The sequence below is a fragment of the Ruegeria sp. BI11 genome (assembly GCF_056538005.1).
In genome coordinates this window covers 96,539-110,939 of sequence record NZ_JBQFSM010000011.1, presented here as the reverse complement: position 1 = coordinate 110,939, position 14,401 = coordinate 96,539, and the positions used below count along the sequence as shown (strand labels likewise).

The window sequence follows — 14,401 nt, the reverse complement described above, 5'->3', positions numbered from 1 at the left end:
ACCTACATCCTGTTGGCGGCGATAGACAGGCCATCGGTCACGGCTGTGAAAACCTCGGAAAACCTGTGTTGGGCGTCCGGGAAAACAGTTTTGAGCGTTTCCGAGACTGACGACATCAGGCTGGAACCGCCTACATAGACAACAGTGTTGACCCGAGTTGCCTTAATCCCTGCAAGACCAAGTGTTTCAGCAACGCCCTGCGCCAGCTTCTGAGAATGCGACTCCATGATCTGAGCCAGTGCCGCAGGTGCAATTGGTGCTGACAATCCTCGTTCGACCTGGTCCAATTTTATTGACGGGCTTTGTTGCATGGCATTTGCTTCGATCTTTCCACGCTCAACCGCAAAAGCCAGTTCGTGCCCCAGTTCGTCCCGGAGTACGCTGGCTAGGCGCGACAGCTTGTTAGGTTCCTCAGCCAGGCGCACCATCTCGTCTGCTATGCGGCGATTTTGCGAGGTGTACAGAAACGGTATCATTTCCCAGGTCGCGAGATCGCTGTAAATGGCGGCGGGTGTAGGGGTTGTACCTGGTCCAATCAGCTTACGCAGCTGGGTGCCTTTGCCCAACAGGGGCATAACCAGATCCACGCTGATCGAACGGTCAAAATCGGTGCCGCCGATCCGAACGCCATGATTGGCCAGAATCTCGATGCCGCTGACCCCAGACCGGAAGAGCGAAAAGTCGGACGTACCGCCGCCAATATCTGCGATCAGGCCGATCTGATCCGGGTGATCCAGCGCACCGCTTGATATCGCCGCTGCCACTGGCTCGGGCATGAAGTCGACCTGCTTGAATCCCGCCGCCAGATAACAGGCTCGCAAATCCGCCTCTGCCTGAGCTTCTCGTGGATCATTTGAACCATGAAAAACGACAGGGCGGCCTGAAAGTACAGCATCAATCGTCTGTCCCGCCTGCGCCTCAGCACGGGTTTTCAGCTGACGCAGAAATCGCGAGATTATGTCGACGAACGTCACGCGTTCATTCAGGATTTGGCGTTTTTCGTGCATCAGGTTGGTACCCAGCACCCGTTTCAGAGCGCGCATAAAACGCCCTTCGGCCCCATCCAATAGGGCTGCATTTGCCGGTTCGCCAATCAGAGTTTGGCGGGTGTCGAAGTCGAAGAAGAATGTGGTCGGCAGAGTCGTTTGCCCGTTGTCCATTGTGACCAGACGGGGTTCGCCATCAACAAGATAGCCTGCTGCCGAATTCGAAGTGCCAAAATCAACGCCCAATACGGGGCCATGAATTGTCATGCCCTAACCCTTTCGGTGAAATTCGCGAAAGGGGGCTGTCTATTGGCATGAAAAAAGGGCGTCAAGCCAGAACGCCCGACGCACTTTTGAAGCTGTGAATATCAGACCGACATGCAGATGTATTTCATCTCAAGATAGTCTTCCATACCGTGATGGCTGCCTTCGCGGCCCAGGCCGGATTGCTTGACGCCGCCAAACGGACCCAGCTCGGTTGAAATGATGCCGGTGTTCACGCCGACGATTCCGTATTCCAGCGCCTCGGCCACTTTGTAGACGCGGCTTAGGTCCTTGGCATAGAAATACGAAGCCAGACCAAAGATCGTGTCATTGGCCATGGCAATCACGTCATCCTCATCCTCGAATTTGAACAGAGGGGCCAACGGGCCAAAGGTTTCCTCTTGCGCGACCTTCATCTCTTGCGTGACGCCGGTGACGATGGTGGGCTGGAAAAAGGTACCGCCCAGATCGTGCGGCAGGCCACCTGTCAGGAGCACGCCTCCTTTTTCGGTCGCATCGGCAATGTGTTCGCGCACCTTGGCCACAGCCTCGTCGCTGATCAGCGGGCCGGTGGTGGTGCCCTGGGTGAGGCCATCGCCGACCTGCAGCGCCTCGGTTGCGGCTTTCAGCTTGGCAGCGAAGGCGTCATATACTCCGGCCTGCACATAGATGCGGTTGGCGCAGACGCAGGTCTGACCATTATTGCGGAACTTGCACATCATCGCGCCTTCGACAGCCGCATCCAGATCGGCGTCGTCGAATACGATGAAGGGAGCGTTGCCGCCCAGCTCCATCGAGCATTTCATGACTTGATCGGCCGCCTGACGCAGCAGGATGCGCCCAACCTCGGTCGAGCCGGTAAAGGTCAGCTTCCGCACACCGGGATTCTCGCAGAACTCTTTGCCAATCTCGCTGGCCTGGGACGACGGTACGACGTTGAACACACCCGCAGGCACGCCAGCCTGTTCCGCCAGCCGCGCCAGCACCAGCGCCGACAGCGGGGTTTCCGTCGCCGGACGGGCCACAAAGGCGCAGCCAGCTGCCAGCGCCGGGGCCGCCTTGCGCGTGATCATCGCGGTCGGGAAATTCCACGGAGTGATCGAAGCTGCCACGCCGATGGGCTGCTTTAGCACCGTGATCCGCTTGTCGCGCTGATGGCCGGGAATGGTTTCACCATATACACGCTTGGCCTCTTCGCCGAAGAACTCGATGAAGGAGGCACCATAGCCGATCTCGCCCACAGCCTCGGCCAGTGGTTTGCCTTGCTCGGCGGTCAGGATCTTGCCCAGATCCTCGGCATTTTCCATCATTAGGTCGAACCAGCGGCGCAGGATCACTGCGCGTTCCTTGCCAGTCAGTTTGGCCCATTCCTTTTGCGCGGCTTCGGCTTGTGCAACGGCGCCCGCTACCTGCGCGCGGCTGACATCGGCAACCTCGGCCACTACATCGCCGCGGGCCGGATTGGTGACGGCAAAGGTGCCATTGTCGCCATCCACCCACTGGCCGCCGATATAGGCCTTGGTAACCAGCAGGTCAGGGTTCTTCAGAATGGATTTCAGATCGGTCGTCGCGTCCAGCATGGGTCAGCCTCCGGCAGAAATTTGGTTCAACGCACCCAATCAGGTGGGGTCCGGATTGTCTATGTCCACTATCGCCAGCGGGTCAATCCAGATTTGATCAAAAAATTCACGGATCAGCTCGATCTATCGCGCCTATCTTTTTCAGGCTGAGTTTGCCAAAGTCTGCAGGAATTTTGGACCCAAGGGGATGTAAATACCCGTAACATTTCCTATCTTATTGGGTAAATAAAGAAAAAAGGGATAGCAGCGATGTCGAACCACCAATTTGACGCCTTGATCGAAGAGACTCAGGCGAAAGTCCGGGAAAGCCAATCACAGATTGAGGGGCTGACTTCGCGGATTGAAGCCGCCCGCGCCAAGATTGGTACCGCCGAGGCCGATATCGACATCGAAAACGCCACGCTTGAGGATGTGCACGCCCATACCGAGGTGATGAACGCCAATATCGCCGAGCTGATCATGGGGCTGGACGATGTCACCAACGCGTTTTCCAAGGATTTCGACGAGATGCGCTCGAAAACCGGGTGGGAGAGCTTTGTCGGCATCTTCTCGCGCGGCAAATCGGAATCGATGCGGCAGGAGCGGATGCGCACCGCCAACATCGATGACAAGCTGCAGGACCTGATCGCCAAATCCGACGTGATCGTGAAACTGCTGGAAGGGCAGCTGTCTGTTCTGGAAGAACAGCGCGTGAAGGTCGAAGACAACCTGAGCGGCACGCTGGACGACCGTGAGGCCACCGTGGCCGAACTGGAAGCGCTGCGGACCGAGATTCAGGGCATGGACCCGGCCATCATCACGCTGGAAAACAAGATCAGCGTCGAACAGGACGCCGCCGCACGGACGCAGCTAGAAACCGAACTGGCCGAGCTGAACAAGCAATACAACGCCAAGGTTCAGGAAGAGCAAGTCAAGCTGGCCAAATCCCAGACGCTGGAACGCTATATCGAAAAGGGCAAGACCTGGGTCGATTCACTCCAGAATCAGGCGGCGACGCAGATGGTGCTGATCAACAAGTTGCAGACAGACACGCAACAGCGCGTCGTGCTCTATGACGCCCTGACCAAATCGCTGAAAACAGCGCAGCAGCAGGACGTGGCCCACCGCATCAACGAGATCGGCGTGCAGACTGACCAAGAAGCGCAAACCGCCATGGCCGCCATCGGCACCGCGACCAACCAGAAAATGGCCGACATGCTTGAGGCGCATGAGGACCACATGGTCTTTGCCCGCGACGTGCTGGAGAAAAAGGCGAAGGCGGATGAGCGTTTTGCCCGCCGGTTTGCCTCGATTGTCGAGAAGCATGATAAGAACCTGTATGGGGGTTAAATGGCCTCTTTCATTCTGATGTTTGGCCCAATGTTCGTTTTCCTTGGGGCATTGGGAGTCGTGCTGGCCGTCTTCATGTTGACTTTGTGGGCGCTCGCTTTTTTGGGTTTACCTGATGACGGGATCGTTGAAGGTTTAGCTGTATTGTTCGGCGCTGTGCTGCTTCCGGCTTACGTCTATTTCATTGTCCGAATTTGGCTTCCAGCTATTTGGTTGGCGTTGGTCAACTTGAATGAAGCGATCCTTCGAAACAACGGCATGTCGATGACTCAAGCGATACGCGTAGTACGAGGTCGTTTTGGATACTTTGCGCAAGATTGGACCAGATATAGAAAGTTCATGCGTGGCCGAAATTAACCCCACCCAAGACCATGTCGGCCTGACCGACACCTTCGCCTCGCGCCGTTACTTCCGCAAATTCGAGGTGATCACCGTCCACCTCCTGCGCGTGGCCGCGACGATGGAGGCTGAGGGCGCGATCTCGAAACAAGAGGTACGGATCGTGTCGCGCTACCTCTCGGGGCTGCTCTACACCTTCCGCGCGCTTTCCATGAAATACCTGCTGGTCGGGCGCGATACGGGACGGTTTTTTGGCAGCCTCGCCATGGACAAGCGCGACAGCGGGTTTCCGGTGGCGGCCGAGTTGCTGACCATGGCCAATGACGCGCAGCAGGCGCAGGTGCATCTGGCGAATATGCCCTCGGAAGACGACCTGAAGACAGACATGGTGCGGACGATCATTGGCGACCGGGAAATCCCCACCAAGTTGCAATTCGCGTTGTCCCAAAGGCTCTATTACGAGGAATTGCTGAAAGGTCAGCTGTTTTGGGTCCGCAACGACCCCGAATGCCACTGGATCGGAAATGAGGGCGAGCGGCGCAGGTTCATGATCCACTGGGCAGTCTATGACAGCCAGATCAACCTGCCGGTCATCTACCTGATGCAGTTGGAGGATAGCGGCAAAACCGCCCTGCCCAAGGACCAACGCCGCTGGCCCGAAGTACAGGCGCATCTGATGGCGCAGTCTCTGGGCGGGTTGAAACTGGTGACCATTGCCAAGGGCTTCGATCAGGATTTCGACGACCTGCACCCCAAACACCTGCGCCGCATCCATGTAGGCCCGATGTATTCCTCGGCCTATACCGAGCAATCCGGCCCTCTGCGGCAAGTGCTGGAAGACGCGCAGGCGCCCGAAGGTCAGGACTGGGCACTGGCCTGGACCACCGAAGAGCTGGAAAGCGAAGAGGTGATCGAGGAGCGCGCAGGCTGGTTTTCTACCGTCGAACGCGAGGTCTTCGCTTTGGACCCGTTCGGCGGGCAAGGGGCCGAGACCGGTGCCACGCGCACCCAGAGATCGATCATCCTGCCCCAGCGCCCGTTTCAGGTTTTGGCCGAACGCAACCCGCCGGGCTTTGCCGATGTGCGCAAGTTCGTGGTCAGCAAGACCGGACAGGTCTTGAGATATTGAAGACAGCAAAGGCGATTTTGAAATGAGTTTGACGTCAGATCAGATGGAATTGCGCGAAGACGACATTCGTAAGTACTATCCGGCGGCGACCGCCTTGCTGAACGGGTTCGAACACGCGCCGCGGATTGCCAAACCTGTTGAGGCCGCCATCGAACGGTCACCGGGTGTGTCGACCGGACGGCGGTTCCGGTCGACCACGCCGGGGCTGGTCACGCGACGCACCGTGCGTGCGGATGGCGTGCATTTGGTCGAACGGATCGAGGCCTCGGATGATGGCGATGCGCTGGTGTCACCACCGCAGGCCACCACGCAGCAGGCCATTCGCCGCGCCATTGCCATCGCTCTCGCTGTGGCCGAGGCCTACGCGGAACAGACCCCGCTGGCCGATTTGAAGCGCGCCAATCTGGCCGGGGACCTGCCCGCTGCCCGCAAAACCGAGTTTTCGGAACTACTGACGGCTGAGGCCCTGATCACATCCCACACCTTCGGCAACGCGCTGGCCTATCTGATGTCCTCTCATCTAGGCGAGACCACGGTCGATATCGGTGAGATTGAAGAAGTTCTGACCGACAACGGCCAACTCGCCCTGCATGGCGCGCTGTGGGAACTGGACCAGATACTGGCTAAACACGCCCCCGACGATGCCCATCTGATCGCGGCCACCAGCGCCTATGCCGAGCAACTGATGGAGAAGGCCGCCCTGCGTGCCCAATCCGCAGGTCATCTGGCCCCGTTCCAGAACGCCGCCTGGCATATCGAGGCGGACGACCTGACGATCCGTGGGTTTGAGCCGGCCTCAAAAGCCAAGTCCACTACCCTGACCATGACGTTCAAGAAACCGAACGAAGTGGTGGGAAACCACATCGCCAAGTATCAGGCGATGAAGTTGGCCAAGATGCTGATGGCCTATGACTTCGACCGTCGCCTGAATCCGTTTGCCGAACTCGGCGGGTTCATCTTCACCTTCATGGGCGACGGCAAGCCGGGCACCGGCAAAACCACCCTGATCCAGATGATGGCCGGGCTGATCAACGACTATTGTCAGAACGCGGGATACCCGTTCCGCTATCAGAACCTGAGCACCGACAATATCGACAGCTATCAGGGCAAGTCCGGCCAGAACGCCAAGGCCTTTATCAACACGATCGTCGACCCCTCGGTCATCGGCTTCGGCACCATCGACGATATCGATCAACTGGCGGGCAAACGCGGCGACCGGCAGTCCTCGGCCGGGCAGTTGGAAATTACCGCCGTTCTGATGGAGAGCTTTGCCGGTGCCAACACCGTCGTGCGCGGCAACTGCACCTTTGGCATGTTCTCGAACTATCCCGAGAATGTGGACGACGCCCTGCGCCAGCGGGCGGGTGCGCGGTTCCTGGTGGACGGGCCGCAGACGCGCGAGGATTACATCGACATCCTGCATCTGCTGATGGGCCGCAACCACGATATCCCTCTGGGCGAGCACGACGCCTATGCCGCGCAAGAGATCAAGAAGGCCGTCGCCGCCAGATTCGAAAGTCATTCCCGCCCGCATGAGGACGCCTTGCTGCAGGTTTACGACCGGGTCTCCGGCGACATCGGCCAGATGGATACGATTGCCAAGCTGGGCACCTACCTCAAGGCGATCCAGCAGGCGGATGAGCGGTTCACCGGCCGCGCGATCAAGAACATCACCGACGCGGTCAAGGTCCGCGCGATGGATTTCGAGCTGCCCGACGAGTGGATGGAGAACCCCGACCTGTTCCTGTTCCGCGACTACGACACCAAGAAAGCGATGATCGAGGACCTGCGCCAGCCGATCACGGTCGAGATGGTGATGCAAGAGATCAACCGCTACGCCGACAGCGAGTTCCGCTATGCCGACAAGAGCGATGAGGTCGCCATCGAAAACGCGGTGCGTGAGATGGGCCGGATGGAAGAGGCCAAGCGGCGGTATATTGAAGGAAAGAACATTGGATAGAAAATTTGTTATTGAGGCCGAAGGTTACCCGGAAATGTCCGGGATGATGTTGGTAACCGTCGAAGCCATGAAACAGATAGGTGGCTCAGCAAGTATTTATGAACTGGATGAGAAGGTCGCCGAAATCGAAGGTGTTTCTGAGGAAGAACAATCCTTCATGATGACGGGAACCAATCAGGGACAACCACGATTGAACTATTATCTGGCTTGGGCTCGAACCTTCTTGAAGAAGGGTGGGGCCCTCGAGAATTCCGCTCGTGGTATTTGGGCGTTAACTGAGTTCGGGAGCACGATTGAGACGATTGGCGATACTCAGAAAATAATCGACCAGGTGAACGAGGAAGAAAAAGCTAGAGCTCGCGAGCGGCGGAAGAAAAAGCAACAAAACGGGGATGAGCCCGAATTGTTTTCACCTACTGATCAGATTGGCAAGATAGAAGAGACGCCCGACACAGAGACCTGGAAATCCAGGTTGCTCTCTACTTTGAAGCAAATGGATCCTTACGCCTTTGAGCGCTTAGCACAGCGTTTGCTTCGAGAAGCAGGTTTCACCAAAGTCGAGGTTCGAGGAAAATCCGGTGATGGTGGAATCGATGGCGTTGGCGTACTTCGCGTGAACCTCGTTTCTTTTCAGGTGTTCTTTCAGTGTAAACGCTACAAAGGAAGCGTTGGGTCTTCGGAAATTCGCGACTTCAGGGGCGCGATGATGGGCCGAGCTGACAAAGGGCTGTTCATAACGACTGGCAATTTTACCGCACAAGCTTCGGACGAAGCTACAAGGGATGGTGCGACAGCGATTGACCTAATCGATGGAGATCGCCTGTGTGATCTGCTCAAAGAAAATGACCTTGGGGTTGCGACAGAAATGATTGAGGCGGTCACAATAGATGAGAAGTTCTTTGCCAGCGTTTAGTATTAAACAAATGGAAGGAAGGTCTGCTTAGTGATCCGCCTCATCGAAAAAGGCCTGATGTTCGGCAACCTCGTCCACATCTCCAGCCCGGCTCTGGTCGAGCGGTATAACCGCGCGCTGCAGCATCTGGCGGGCAAGACCACGGAGCTGACGGATTTCCATGTCGATATATCGGGCTATTCGCCGGAGGTAGGGATTGAGCTGGACGACCCGCTCTATCTCAACCCCAACGGGGTCAACCGGCAGTTTATCCTGCTGACGACCGAGCAGAAACGCGCGCCTCTGCTGAACGTCAAATTCTCGACCTCACGCGATATCCTGCGCGAATTCATCGAGATGAACGAGGCGCAGCTGTTCGCCCTGACTGCCACAGATGCGGTGGCCGGAGAGCTGGTGAACTCGGTCATCAAACTCACCACGCCACGCGACCTGCTGAACATCAAAAAGATCGAGATCGAGGCTGACACCGCAGGCGGCACCCTGCGCAAGGCGCAGCAACTGGCGGGCATGGTCGAACAGTTCAAGACTGAAGAAGACGCCTGGTTCGATGATGTGCTGATCGCGAAGATGATCGAAACGGCCAAGGAAACCGGCGACGTCACCCGCAACCCTGTCCGCCTGCGTCACACGGCGTTCGAGCAGCGCAACTTCTGGACGGCGCATTTTGGTGGGCTTTACCTGTTTCCGGATGTGGATCATCCGGCGGCGATCTGTATGGGTGACCGACCGGATGATCTGCCGATCAAGTACGTGTTCGACGCGTCTGACCGAAACCGGATTGCCAAATTCCTGGGGCTGAACAATTTGGTCGAAACGATAATCGAGGCCCGCGGGGTGAATTCCGCCGCGATCCTGCAGCAAAAGATGGACTTTTTGACCGTCGACGCCGCAGCGGATGCGGGTGTCGATCTGAAAGGCCTCGACCGCAGCGATATGCGGCGGCTGGCCCGCAACCACGCGGATCGCCTGCCCGAGGCGTATCACGGGTTGGCCCAACTGCTGCGCTGGGCGAAAGATGGCGGACCGTGGCCGCGCATCACCTCGGACCACCCGGCATATTTCTACACATTTCGGGCCGCCGATACGCCGAACCGCGATCTGGTGAACATGCTGCTGGCCGAATTGGCCCCGCTGGACCCGCGCCAGATGTTCATTTGCCATAAGGAGCTGTTTTACAGCACCTATGCCGGCTGGTCCGAGACCAAGAAAGCCTATGTTGCCGACTTCCTCGCGCGCGAGTATCAGGTGGACAAGGCGGGCGCCCGCGCCGCGCTGTTCGGCCATGAGCCGGACATGAGTGGTAAGGACCGGATCAGCGATGACATCATTGCGCGCGTCGGCCCCTGGGGCGCAGTAGGGAGGAATTGAATGCTCGTCGCAATCCGTTTTCTGATCCCTCTACTGATCTTTCTGACCGTGATCTATGTCGGGCTGTCGATCTATTCCCGACTTGTCCGCCGCCGCAAGCTGATCGCGCATTGGGAGAAAAAGGGGCTGCACGGTGATCGTGAGGCTTTTCTGACGCGGGGAATGCGGCAATATGACAAATCGTTCCGCAAGAAACTGCTGCTGGGTGTCTACGTCATCCCGCTTGGGGCCATTGCCCTGCTGATCTATATTACAAATTTCAAATGAGGGCCGGATAGATGGTCTATGTCAAATGGGTACTCATCATCGTGTTCTGGGGGCTGGTTGCCTCGGTGCTGGAATACACCTTGCCACAGCAGGATGTGGTGCGGATCGTAAAGACTGAGGTGCGGCGCGTCGATTTTGGTGAGAACTCGATCTTCTGGGCACAGCAGGATACCGGTCAGGAAGGGGCACAGACCACCAATCGTGATGTGCGTTTTGTCGAAACCTTCCGCCCCAACGGAAAACCGCGCGTCTATCGTAACGAGGATACTGGCTGGGGCTGGCCGCCCTATTTCAAACTCGACAGCTCGAACCTGCAGGCCGAACTGACCAACCTCGTATCGACTGCAGATAACCCGCAATGGGTGGTCTTGCGCCATTATGGCTGGCGTAATCAGCTTATGTCGATCTTCCCCAATGTGGTCTCGGTACGTCCGGTGGACAGCCCGGATGTCCGGCTGATCCCATGGTTCAACATCATCTTTCTGACCGTGTTCTTTGCCATCGTCTGGGCGATCTGGGTGCGCTGGCGTCGGTTTCGGCAACGCCGCATCGATCCGATGCTTGAGAATATGGAAGACGGACTCTATGCCGCCGGTGATGCAATCGAAGAGAAACGCAACGGGTTCCGCCGCTGGCTGGACAGTTGGAAGTCCAAGTGATGGCGAGGATCATCTGATCCCGCCGTTTGGCTGGTGTTGGTCCTTTATCGGACTACGAATTCAGCGTGCAACGCCCCGGCGGCTTTGATGGTTTTCAGGATGTCGATCATGTCCCGGGGAGACACGCCCAGCGCGTTCAGTCCGGCCACGACCTCGGACAGAGTGGTGGCTTCGGGGATTTCGGCCAGACCGGTGCCTTCTTCCTCTTCGATACCGGCAAAGGTGCGGGGAACCACAACCGTTTCCCCACGGGCAAAGGGGTTTGGCTGAACCGCGATGGGCGCTTCCTCGACCGTGAGAGTCAGGTTGCCTTGAGATACTGCGACCCGTGAAATCCGAACTTCCTGCCCCATGACAATGGTGCCCGAGCGCTGATCGACCACGACACGCGCCTTGGTTTCCGGCTCCACCAGAATGTTTTCGATCCGACCCAGTGCATGCGCAGTCGAAATCGACTGGGTTGCCGCGATGTTAAGCTCAACCGTGCCGGAATCCCGCATGATCGCCACCGCTCGGTTAAACTCTGTGTTGATCGCAGTTTCAATTCGGCTGGCAGTGGTGAAGTCCGGCTCGCGCAGGGCAAGGCGCATTTGCGTCAGGGTCGACAGGTCAAAGTCGATCTCACGCTCGACCCGTGCGCCCGTGGGAATCACGCCCGAGGTTGGCACGCCTTGCACGACCGAGGCTGCCTCACCCTCGGCCACGGCACCTCCGGCCAGAACTGTACCTTGGGCCACGGCATAGATTTGCCCGTCTGCCGCGTTGAGTGGCGTCATGATCAGGGTACCGCCCAGAAGGCCTTTAGAATCGCCAATGGCCGAAACCGTCACGTCGATCTGCCCACCAACCCGGGCAAAAGGCGGCAGGCTGGCGGTCACCAACACAGCCGCCACGTTTTTGGGCCGAAAATCCTCACCATTCACGTTGACGCCCAGCCGTTCCAGGATGTTCGACATGATCTCTTCGGTGAAGGGTGAATTGCGCAGCCCATCACCGGTTCCGTTCAGCCCGACGACCAGGCCATAGCCGACCAGGTCATTACCCCGCACCCCGTCAAAATCCACAAGGTCCTTCAGGCGGATCGCACCGGCGGATACAATCCCGGGCAGCAACATCAACAGGAAAATAAGCAGCTTCATCTCAGGAAACTCACCAGCGACAGGTTCGCATTGCGAACGGTGACGGAATACAGGCTCTCCAACTGGAACTGGACGGTCTGCAGTTGGGCGGCGGTTTCATAAGGGTCCGCAGCGATCAACTTGTTCCGGCTGAACTCCAGGCTGGTCTGCGCCGCACTGTTGCGGGTGGCCGACTGTTCGATCCGCGCCTCTGCCGACCCGACCTGAGCGCGCAGATTCACCACATCGTTCTGGGTATTCGCCAGATCGACCCCAAGTTGCGTAAACAGGGCGGTGCGCTGATCGCGCGGCAGGTTCAGGGCATCGTCAGACACCAGCGCCGTCACGGCAATATCCCGTATCGCATCCTTGATCGCGGGATCGGTGGCCGTGATTGGTATCCTGACGCTTTCATTCTCGGATATCTGCATCGGTGCCAGCGCATTGCTGGAGCCCTGATAGATCACCGCGTCAAACCCGGCGGGGTCGTTGAACCAATCTTCCGCAGCCTGCCGGATATCTGCCGTTGTCGTGTATCCGCTCAATTCCGCTTCAAGCGCAGTTAGCAACGTGTCGGTTGAAGGCAGGGGGGAGACATCCGTGGCTGCACCGGAATACAAGCTGCGACCCCCCGCGCGCGTGTTCAGCGCCGAAATGATCGTATCCAGCTCATTCCGGGCCTGAACCGATGCGTTTTCATGGCTCACCGCTTGGTTCGACGTGCCGAAGGACAGAAGGGATGAGGTGAACTCGGTCACGGACTCGTTGATCGTGGTCAGGCTTAGCTGCATGGCGTCGGTGAACAGCCCGGCCTCGGCCGTGGATACCTGATAGGCGTTCAGGCGCGACAGGCTGCGGTCCAGATCCAGCAGATGGGAATAGTCGCCATCCAGCCGCCCGGACACGTCTTGAACCTTGCCGGTGGACATCTCGTAAGACAGGGTTTCGATTTCGTTTCTGAGTTCGCTCGAGCGGGTCCGCAAAGTCATGCCCCGCGCCAGATCGCCAATAGACGTCAAATTCATCATCAGAGCCTCAACAAGGTTTGCATCAATTCATCCACCACCGAGATGACCCGCGCATTCGCGGCATAGGCCTGCTCGATCTCCATCAGGTTTTGTAATTCCTGGTCGGTATCCACGCCCTGTTCCGCCTCGATCCGGGCCATTTTCAGCTTTGCGCTGTTGGCAAATGTCAGGCGTTGGCTGGCGGTATGGGCGTTCGACCCTGTTCTGGACATCAACCCCTCGGTCAGGTCCGAGGCGCGCATATTGCCGGTGCCAAAGGGTGATCCTGCGACGGGTCGTGCATCGCTGAGAACAGCGCCAAAAGCCTGCAATTGCGTCGCATCGCCCGGATCGCCGGGAGCGATTGAACCAAGCCCGTCGCGCAGACGCCAGCTGTCGCCACCATAGTCTGGATCGACAACCGCGTTCAGGCTGACGCGTGAAGCCAGCCCCTCGGGCGCGGTGGCATCAAACCGGTTGCCGGCATCTGTGAACAGGCCGGAGTCTGTGGGCAATGCGGTGGGGTCCAGACCGGGTGTCTCGAACCGTTCGATCAAATCCCGTGCGACCGAGTCGAGATTGGCCTGCGCTTCAACCGCCAGCTCATCGCGAATTTCAAACTGCGCCGTTAGCGCACCGCCACGTATCTGGGCGTTGTCGCCGCTGGTGCGCACTGGGTTTCCGTTCATCTCCAAACCGGACAACAGCCCGTTTCCCACCGTCATATGGGGTTTGGTGTCGCCTGTGGTGGTAAAGGAAAACTCGACCGCCGTGCCTTCCAGCAGGATCAGGCCGCCGTCTGAGTATAACGACACCTGATCATTCGCCCGCGGAACCGCGTTCACCGGCACCAACTCATTTACCTGATCTATCAACACTTGCCGCTGGTCCAGCAGGGCACCAATATCGCCACCCGCATGTTTGACAGCGGGGATTCTGGCGTTCAGCTTCTCGATTTCCTTGAGGGTCTGGTTCAGCCTTTCCACCTGCTTGCCAATGCTGCGGTCGGCGTCCGAACGCAGTTGGCGAACACCTTCAGATGCAGAATTGAGCGCGTTGGCCAGATCGCGCCCGGCGCGGGCCACCTGATCCAGCCGCTCCGAGGAATCGGGCAGGCTGGCAGCCGTGATCAGGCTGCTGTCGAACTCAGCCAACCGATTGGCAAGCGATGTGGGATCGTCAACCGTGCCAACGACGCCCTCGACACTGGTGTGAAAGTTGGAAACCGCAAATTGATACGCCAGTTCCGCATCGGTGGTGCGACGGTTGGCGGTCAGAACCGGGTCCTGATTGCGGACGACACCGACCGTGCGCACCCCGGTGCCCGAAATCACGTTCGTTGTCAGTTCCAGCGACCTGCGGGCATAACTGGGCGTCCGCGCGTTGGCGATATTGTCCGACACGACCGAGGTGCCGCGGCTTGAGGCCGTCAGACCGCTGACGGCGTTGTTGAATGCTGTCGACAAATTCATCAGACAGGCC

The 14,401-nt window shown here is 58.2% G+C and carries 13 protein-coding genes; 8 read left to right on the top strand and 5 right to left on the bottom strand.

Going from position 1 to position 14,401, the window contains the following annotated elements; genetic code table 11:
- Positions 1-2: 2 nt before the first annotated feature.
- Together ACR0DT_RS19920 and ACR0DT_RS19915 are read right to left on the bottom strand one after the other, a co-directional pair.
- A complete protein-coding gene (locus tag ACR0DT_RS19920; protein WP_480712429.1) occupies positions 3-1,253 on the bottom strand; it encodes an Hsp70 family protein in 1,251 nt (416 codons plus the stop codon).
- 101 nt (positions 1,254-1,354) lie between these two features.
- Positions 1,355-2,830, bottom strand: a complete 1,476-nt coding sequence (locus ACR0DT_RS19915) for an NAD-dependent succinate-semialdehyde dehydrogenase (protein WP_480712428.1) — start codon at positions 2,828-2,830, stop codon at positions 1,355-1,357.
- 249 nt (positions 2,831-3,079) lie between these two features.
- On the opposite strand from ACR0DT_RS19915, the gene ACR0DT_RS19910 reads away from it, so the two are divergent.
- From ACR0DT_RS19910 to ACR0DT_RS19875, 8 genes are read left to right on the top strand one after another with little or no spacing between them, the layout of a single operon-like run.
- Positions 3,080-4,159, top strand: a complete 1,080-nt coding sequence (locus tag ACR0DT_RS19910; RefSeq protein WP_480712427.1) for a hypothetical protein — start codon at positions 3,080-3,082, stop codon at positions 4,157-4,159.
- Complete coding sequence (locus ACR0DT_RS19905) at positions 4,160-4,516, top strand: hypothetical protein (protein ID WP_480712426.1); 357 nt, start codon at positions 4,160-4,162, stop codon at positions 4,514-4,516. It abuts the gene before it with no gap.
- The gene (locus tag ACR0DT_RS19900; protein WP_480712425.1) at positions 4,503-5,627 is read left to right on the top strand and encodes a hypothetical protein; all 1,125 of its coding nucleotides are present in this window, start codon (positions 4,503-4,505) and stop codon (positions 5,625-5,627) included. The genes ACR0DT_RS19905 and ACR0DT_RS19900 overlap by 14 nt, the downstream gene beginning before the upstream one ends.
- 22 nt (positions 5,628-5,649) lie before the next feature.
- A complete protein-coding gene (locus ACR0DT_RS19895; RefSeq protein ID WP_480712424.1) occupies positions 5,650-7,587 on the top strand; it encodes an AAA family ATPase in 1,938 nt (645 codons plus the stop codon).
- Complete coding sequence (locus ACR0DT_RS19890; RefSeq protein WP_480712423.1) at positions 7,580-8,500, top strand: restriction endonuclease; 921 nt, start codon at positions 7,580-7,582, stop codon at positions 8,498-8,500. The genes ACR0DT_RS19895 and ACR0DT_RS19890 overlap by 8 nt, the downstream gene beginning before the upstream one ends.
- A 30-nt stretch (positions 8,501-8,530) precedes the next feature.
- Positions 8,531-9,868 carry a DUF6638 family protein gene (locus ACR0DT_RS19885; RefSeq protein WP_480712422.1) on the top strand — a complete coding sequence of 446 codons (1,338 nt, stop codon included), beginning with the start codon at positions 8,531-8,533 and terminating at the stop codon, positions 9,866-9,868.
- The gene (locus ACR0DT_RS19880; RefSeq protein WP_480712421.1) at positions 9,869-10,135 is read left to right on the top strand and encodes a hypothetical protein; all 267 of its coding nucleotides are present in this window, start codon (positions 9,869-9,871) and stop codon (positions 10,133-10,135) included.
- 11 nt (positions 10,136-10,146) lie between these two features.
- The gene (locus tag ACR0DT_RS19875) at positions 10,147-10,794 is read left to right on the top strand and encodes a DUF1523 family protein (protein WP_480712420.1); all 648 of its coding nucleotides are present in this window, start codon (positions 10,147-10,149) and stop codon (positions 10,792-10,794) included.
- Positions 10,795-10,838: 44 nt separating this feature from the next.
- On the opposite strand, the gene ACR0DT_RS19870 is transcribed toward ACR0DT_RS19875, so the two are convergent.
- The 3 genes from ACR0DT_RS19870 to flgK are packed head-to-tail and all read right to left on the bottom strand — an operon-like array spanning position 10,839 to position 14,391.
- Positions 10,839-11,933: a flagellar basal body P-ring protein FlgI gene (locus tag ACR0DT_RS19870; RefSeq protein WP_480712419.1), complete on the bottom strand. Its 1,095-nt coding sequence runs from the start codon at positions 11,931-11,933 to the stop codon at positions 10,839-10,841.
- Positions 11,930-12,940, bottom strand: coding sequence for a flagellin (locus tag ACR0DT_RS19865; RefSeq protein WP_480712418.1), 1,011 nt, complete (start codon positions 12,938-12,940; stop codon positions 11,930-11,932). Before ACR0DT_RS19865 ends, ACR0DT_RS19870 begins: the two co-directional genes overlap by 4 nt.
- Positions 12,940-14,391, bottom strand: coding sequence for a flagellar hook-associated protein FlgK (flgK, locus tag ACR0DT_RS19860; RefSeq protein WP_480712417.1), 1,452 nt, complete (start codon positions 14,389-14,391; stop codon positions 12,940-12,942). The genes ACR0DT_RS19865 and flgK overlap by 1 nt, the downstream gene beginning before the upstream one ends.
- Between the last annotated feature and the right edge of the window lie 10 nt (positions 14,392-14,401).

Coding starts and splice junctions, on each gene's coding strand:
- ACR0DT_RS19920 (WP_480712429.1), bottom strand. CDS start 1,253: ATGACAATTCATGGCCCCGTATTGGGCGTTGATTTTGGCACTTCGAAT.
- ACR0DT_RS19915 (WP_480712428.1), bottom strand. CDS start 2,830: ATGCTGGACGCGACGACCGATCTGAAATCCATTCTGAAGAACCCTGAC.
- ACR0DT_RS19910 (WP_480712427.1), top strand. CDS start 3,080: ATGTCGAACCACCAATTTGACGCCTTGATCGAAGAGACTCAGGCGAAA.
- ACR0DT_RS19905 (WP_480712426.1), top strand. CDS start 4,160: ATGGCCTCTTTCATTCTGATGTTTGGCCCAATGTTCGTTTTCCTTGGG.
- ACR0DT_RS19895 (WP_480712424.1), top strand. CDS start 5,650: ATGAGTTTGACGTCAGATCAGATGGAATTGCGCGAAGACGACATTCGT.
- ACR0DT_RS19880 (WP_480712421.1), top strand. CDS start 9,869: ATGCTCGTCGCAATCCGTTTTCTGATCCCTCTACTGATCTTTCTGACC.
- ACR0DT_RS19875 (WP_480712420.1), top strand. CDS start 10,147: ATGGTCTATGTCAAATGGGTACTCATCATCGTGTTCTGGGGGCTGGTT.
- ACR0DT_RS19870 (WP_480712419.1), bottom strand. CDS start 11,933: ATGAAGCTGCTTATTTTCCTGTTGATGTTGCTGCCCGGGATTGTATCC.
- ACR0DT_RS19865 (WP_480712418.1), bottom strand. CDS start 12,940: ATGATGAATTTGACGTCTATTGGCGATCTGGCGCGGGGCATGACTTTG.
- flgK (WP_480712417.1), bottom strand. CDS start 14,391: ATGAATTTGTCGACAGCATTCAACAACGCCGTCAGCGGTCTGACGGCC.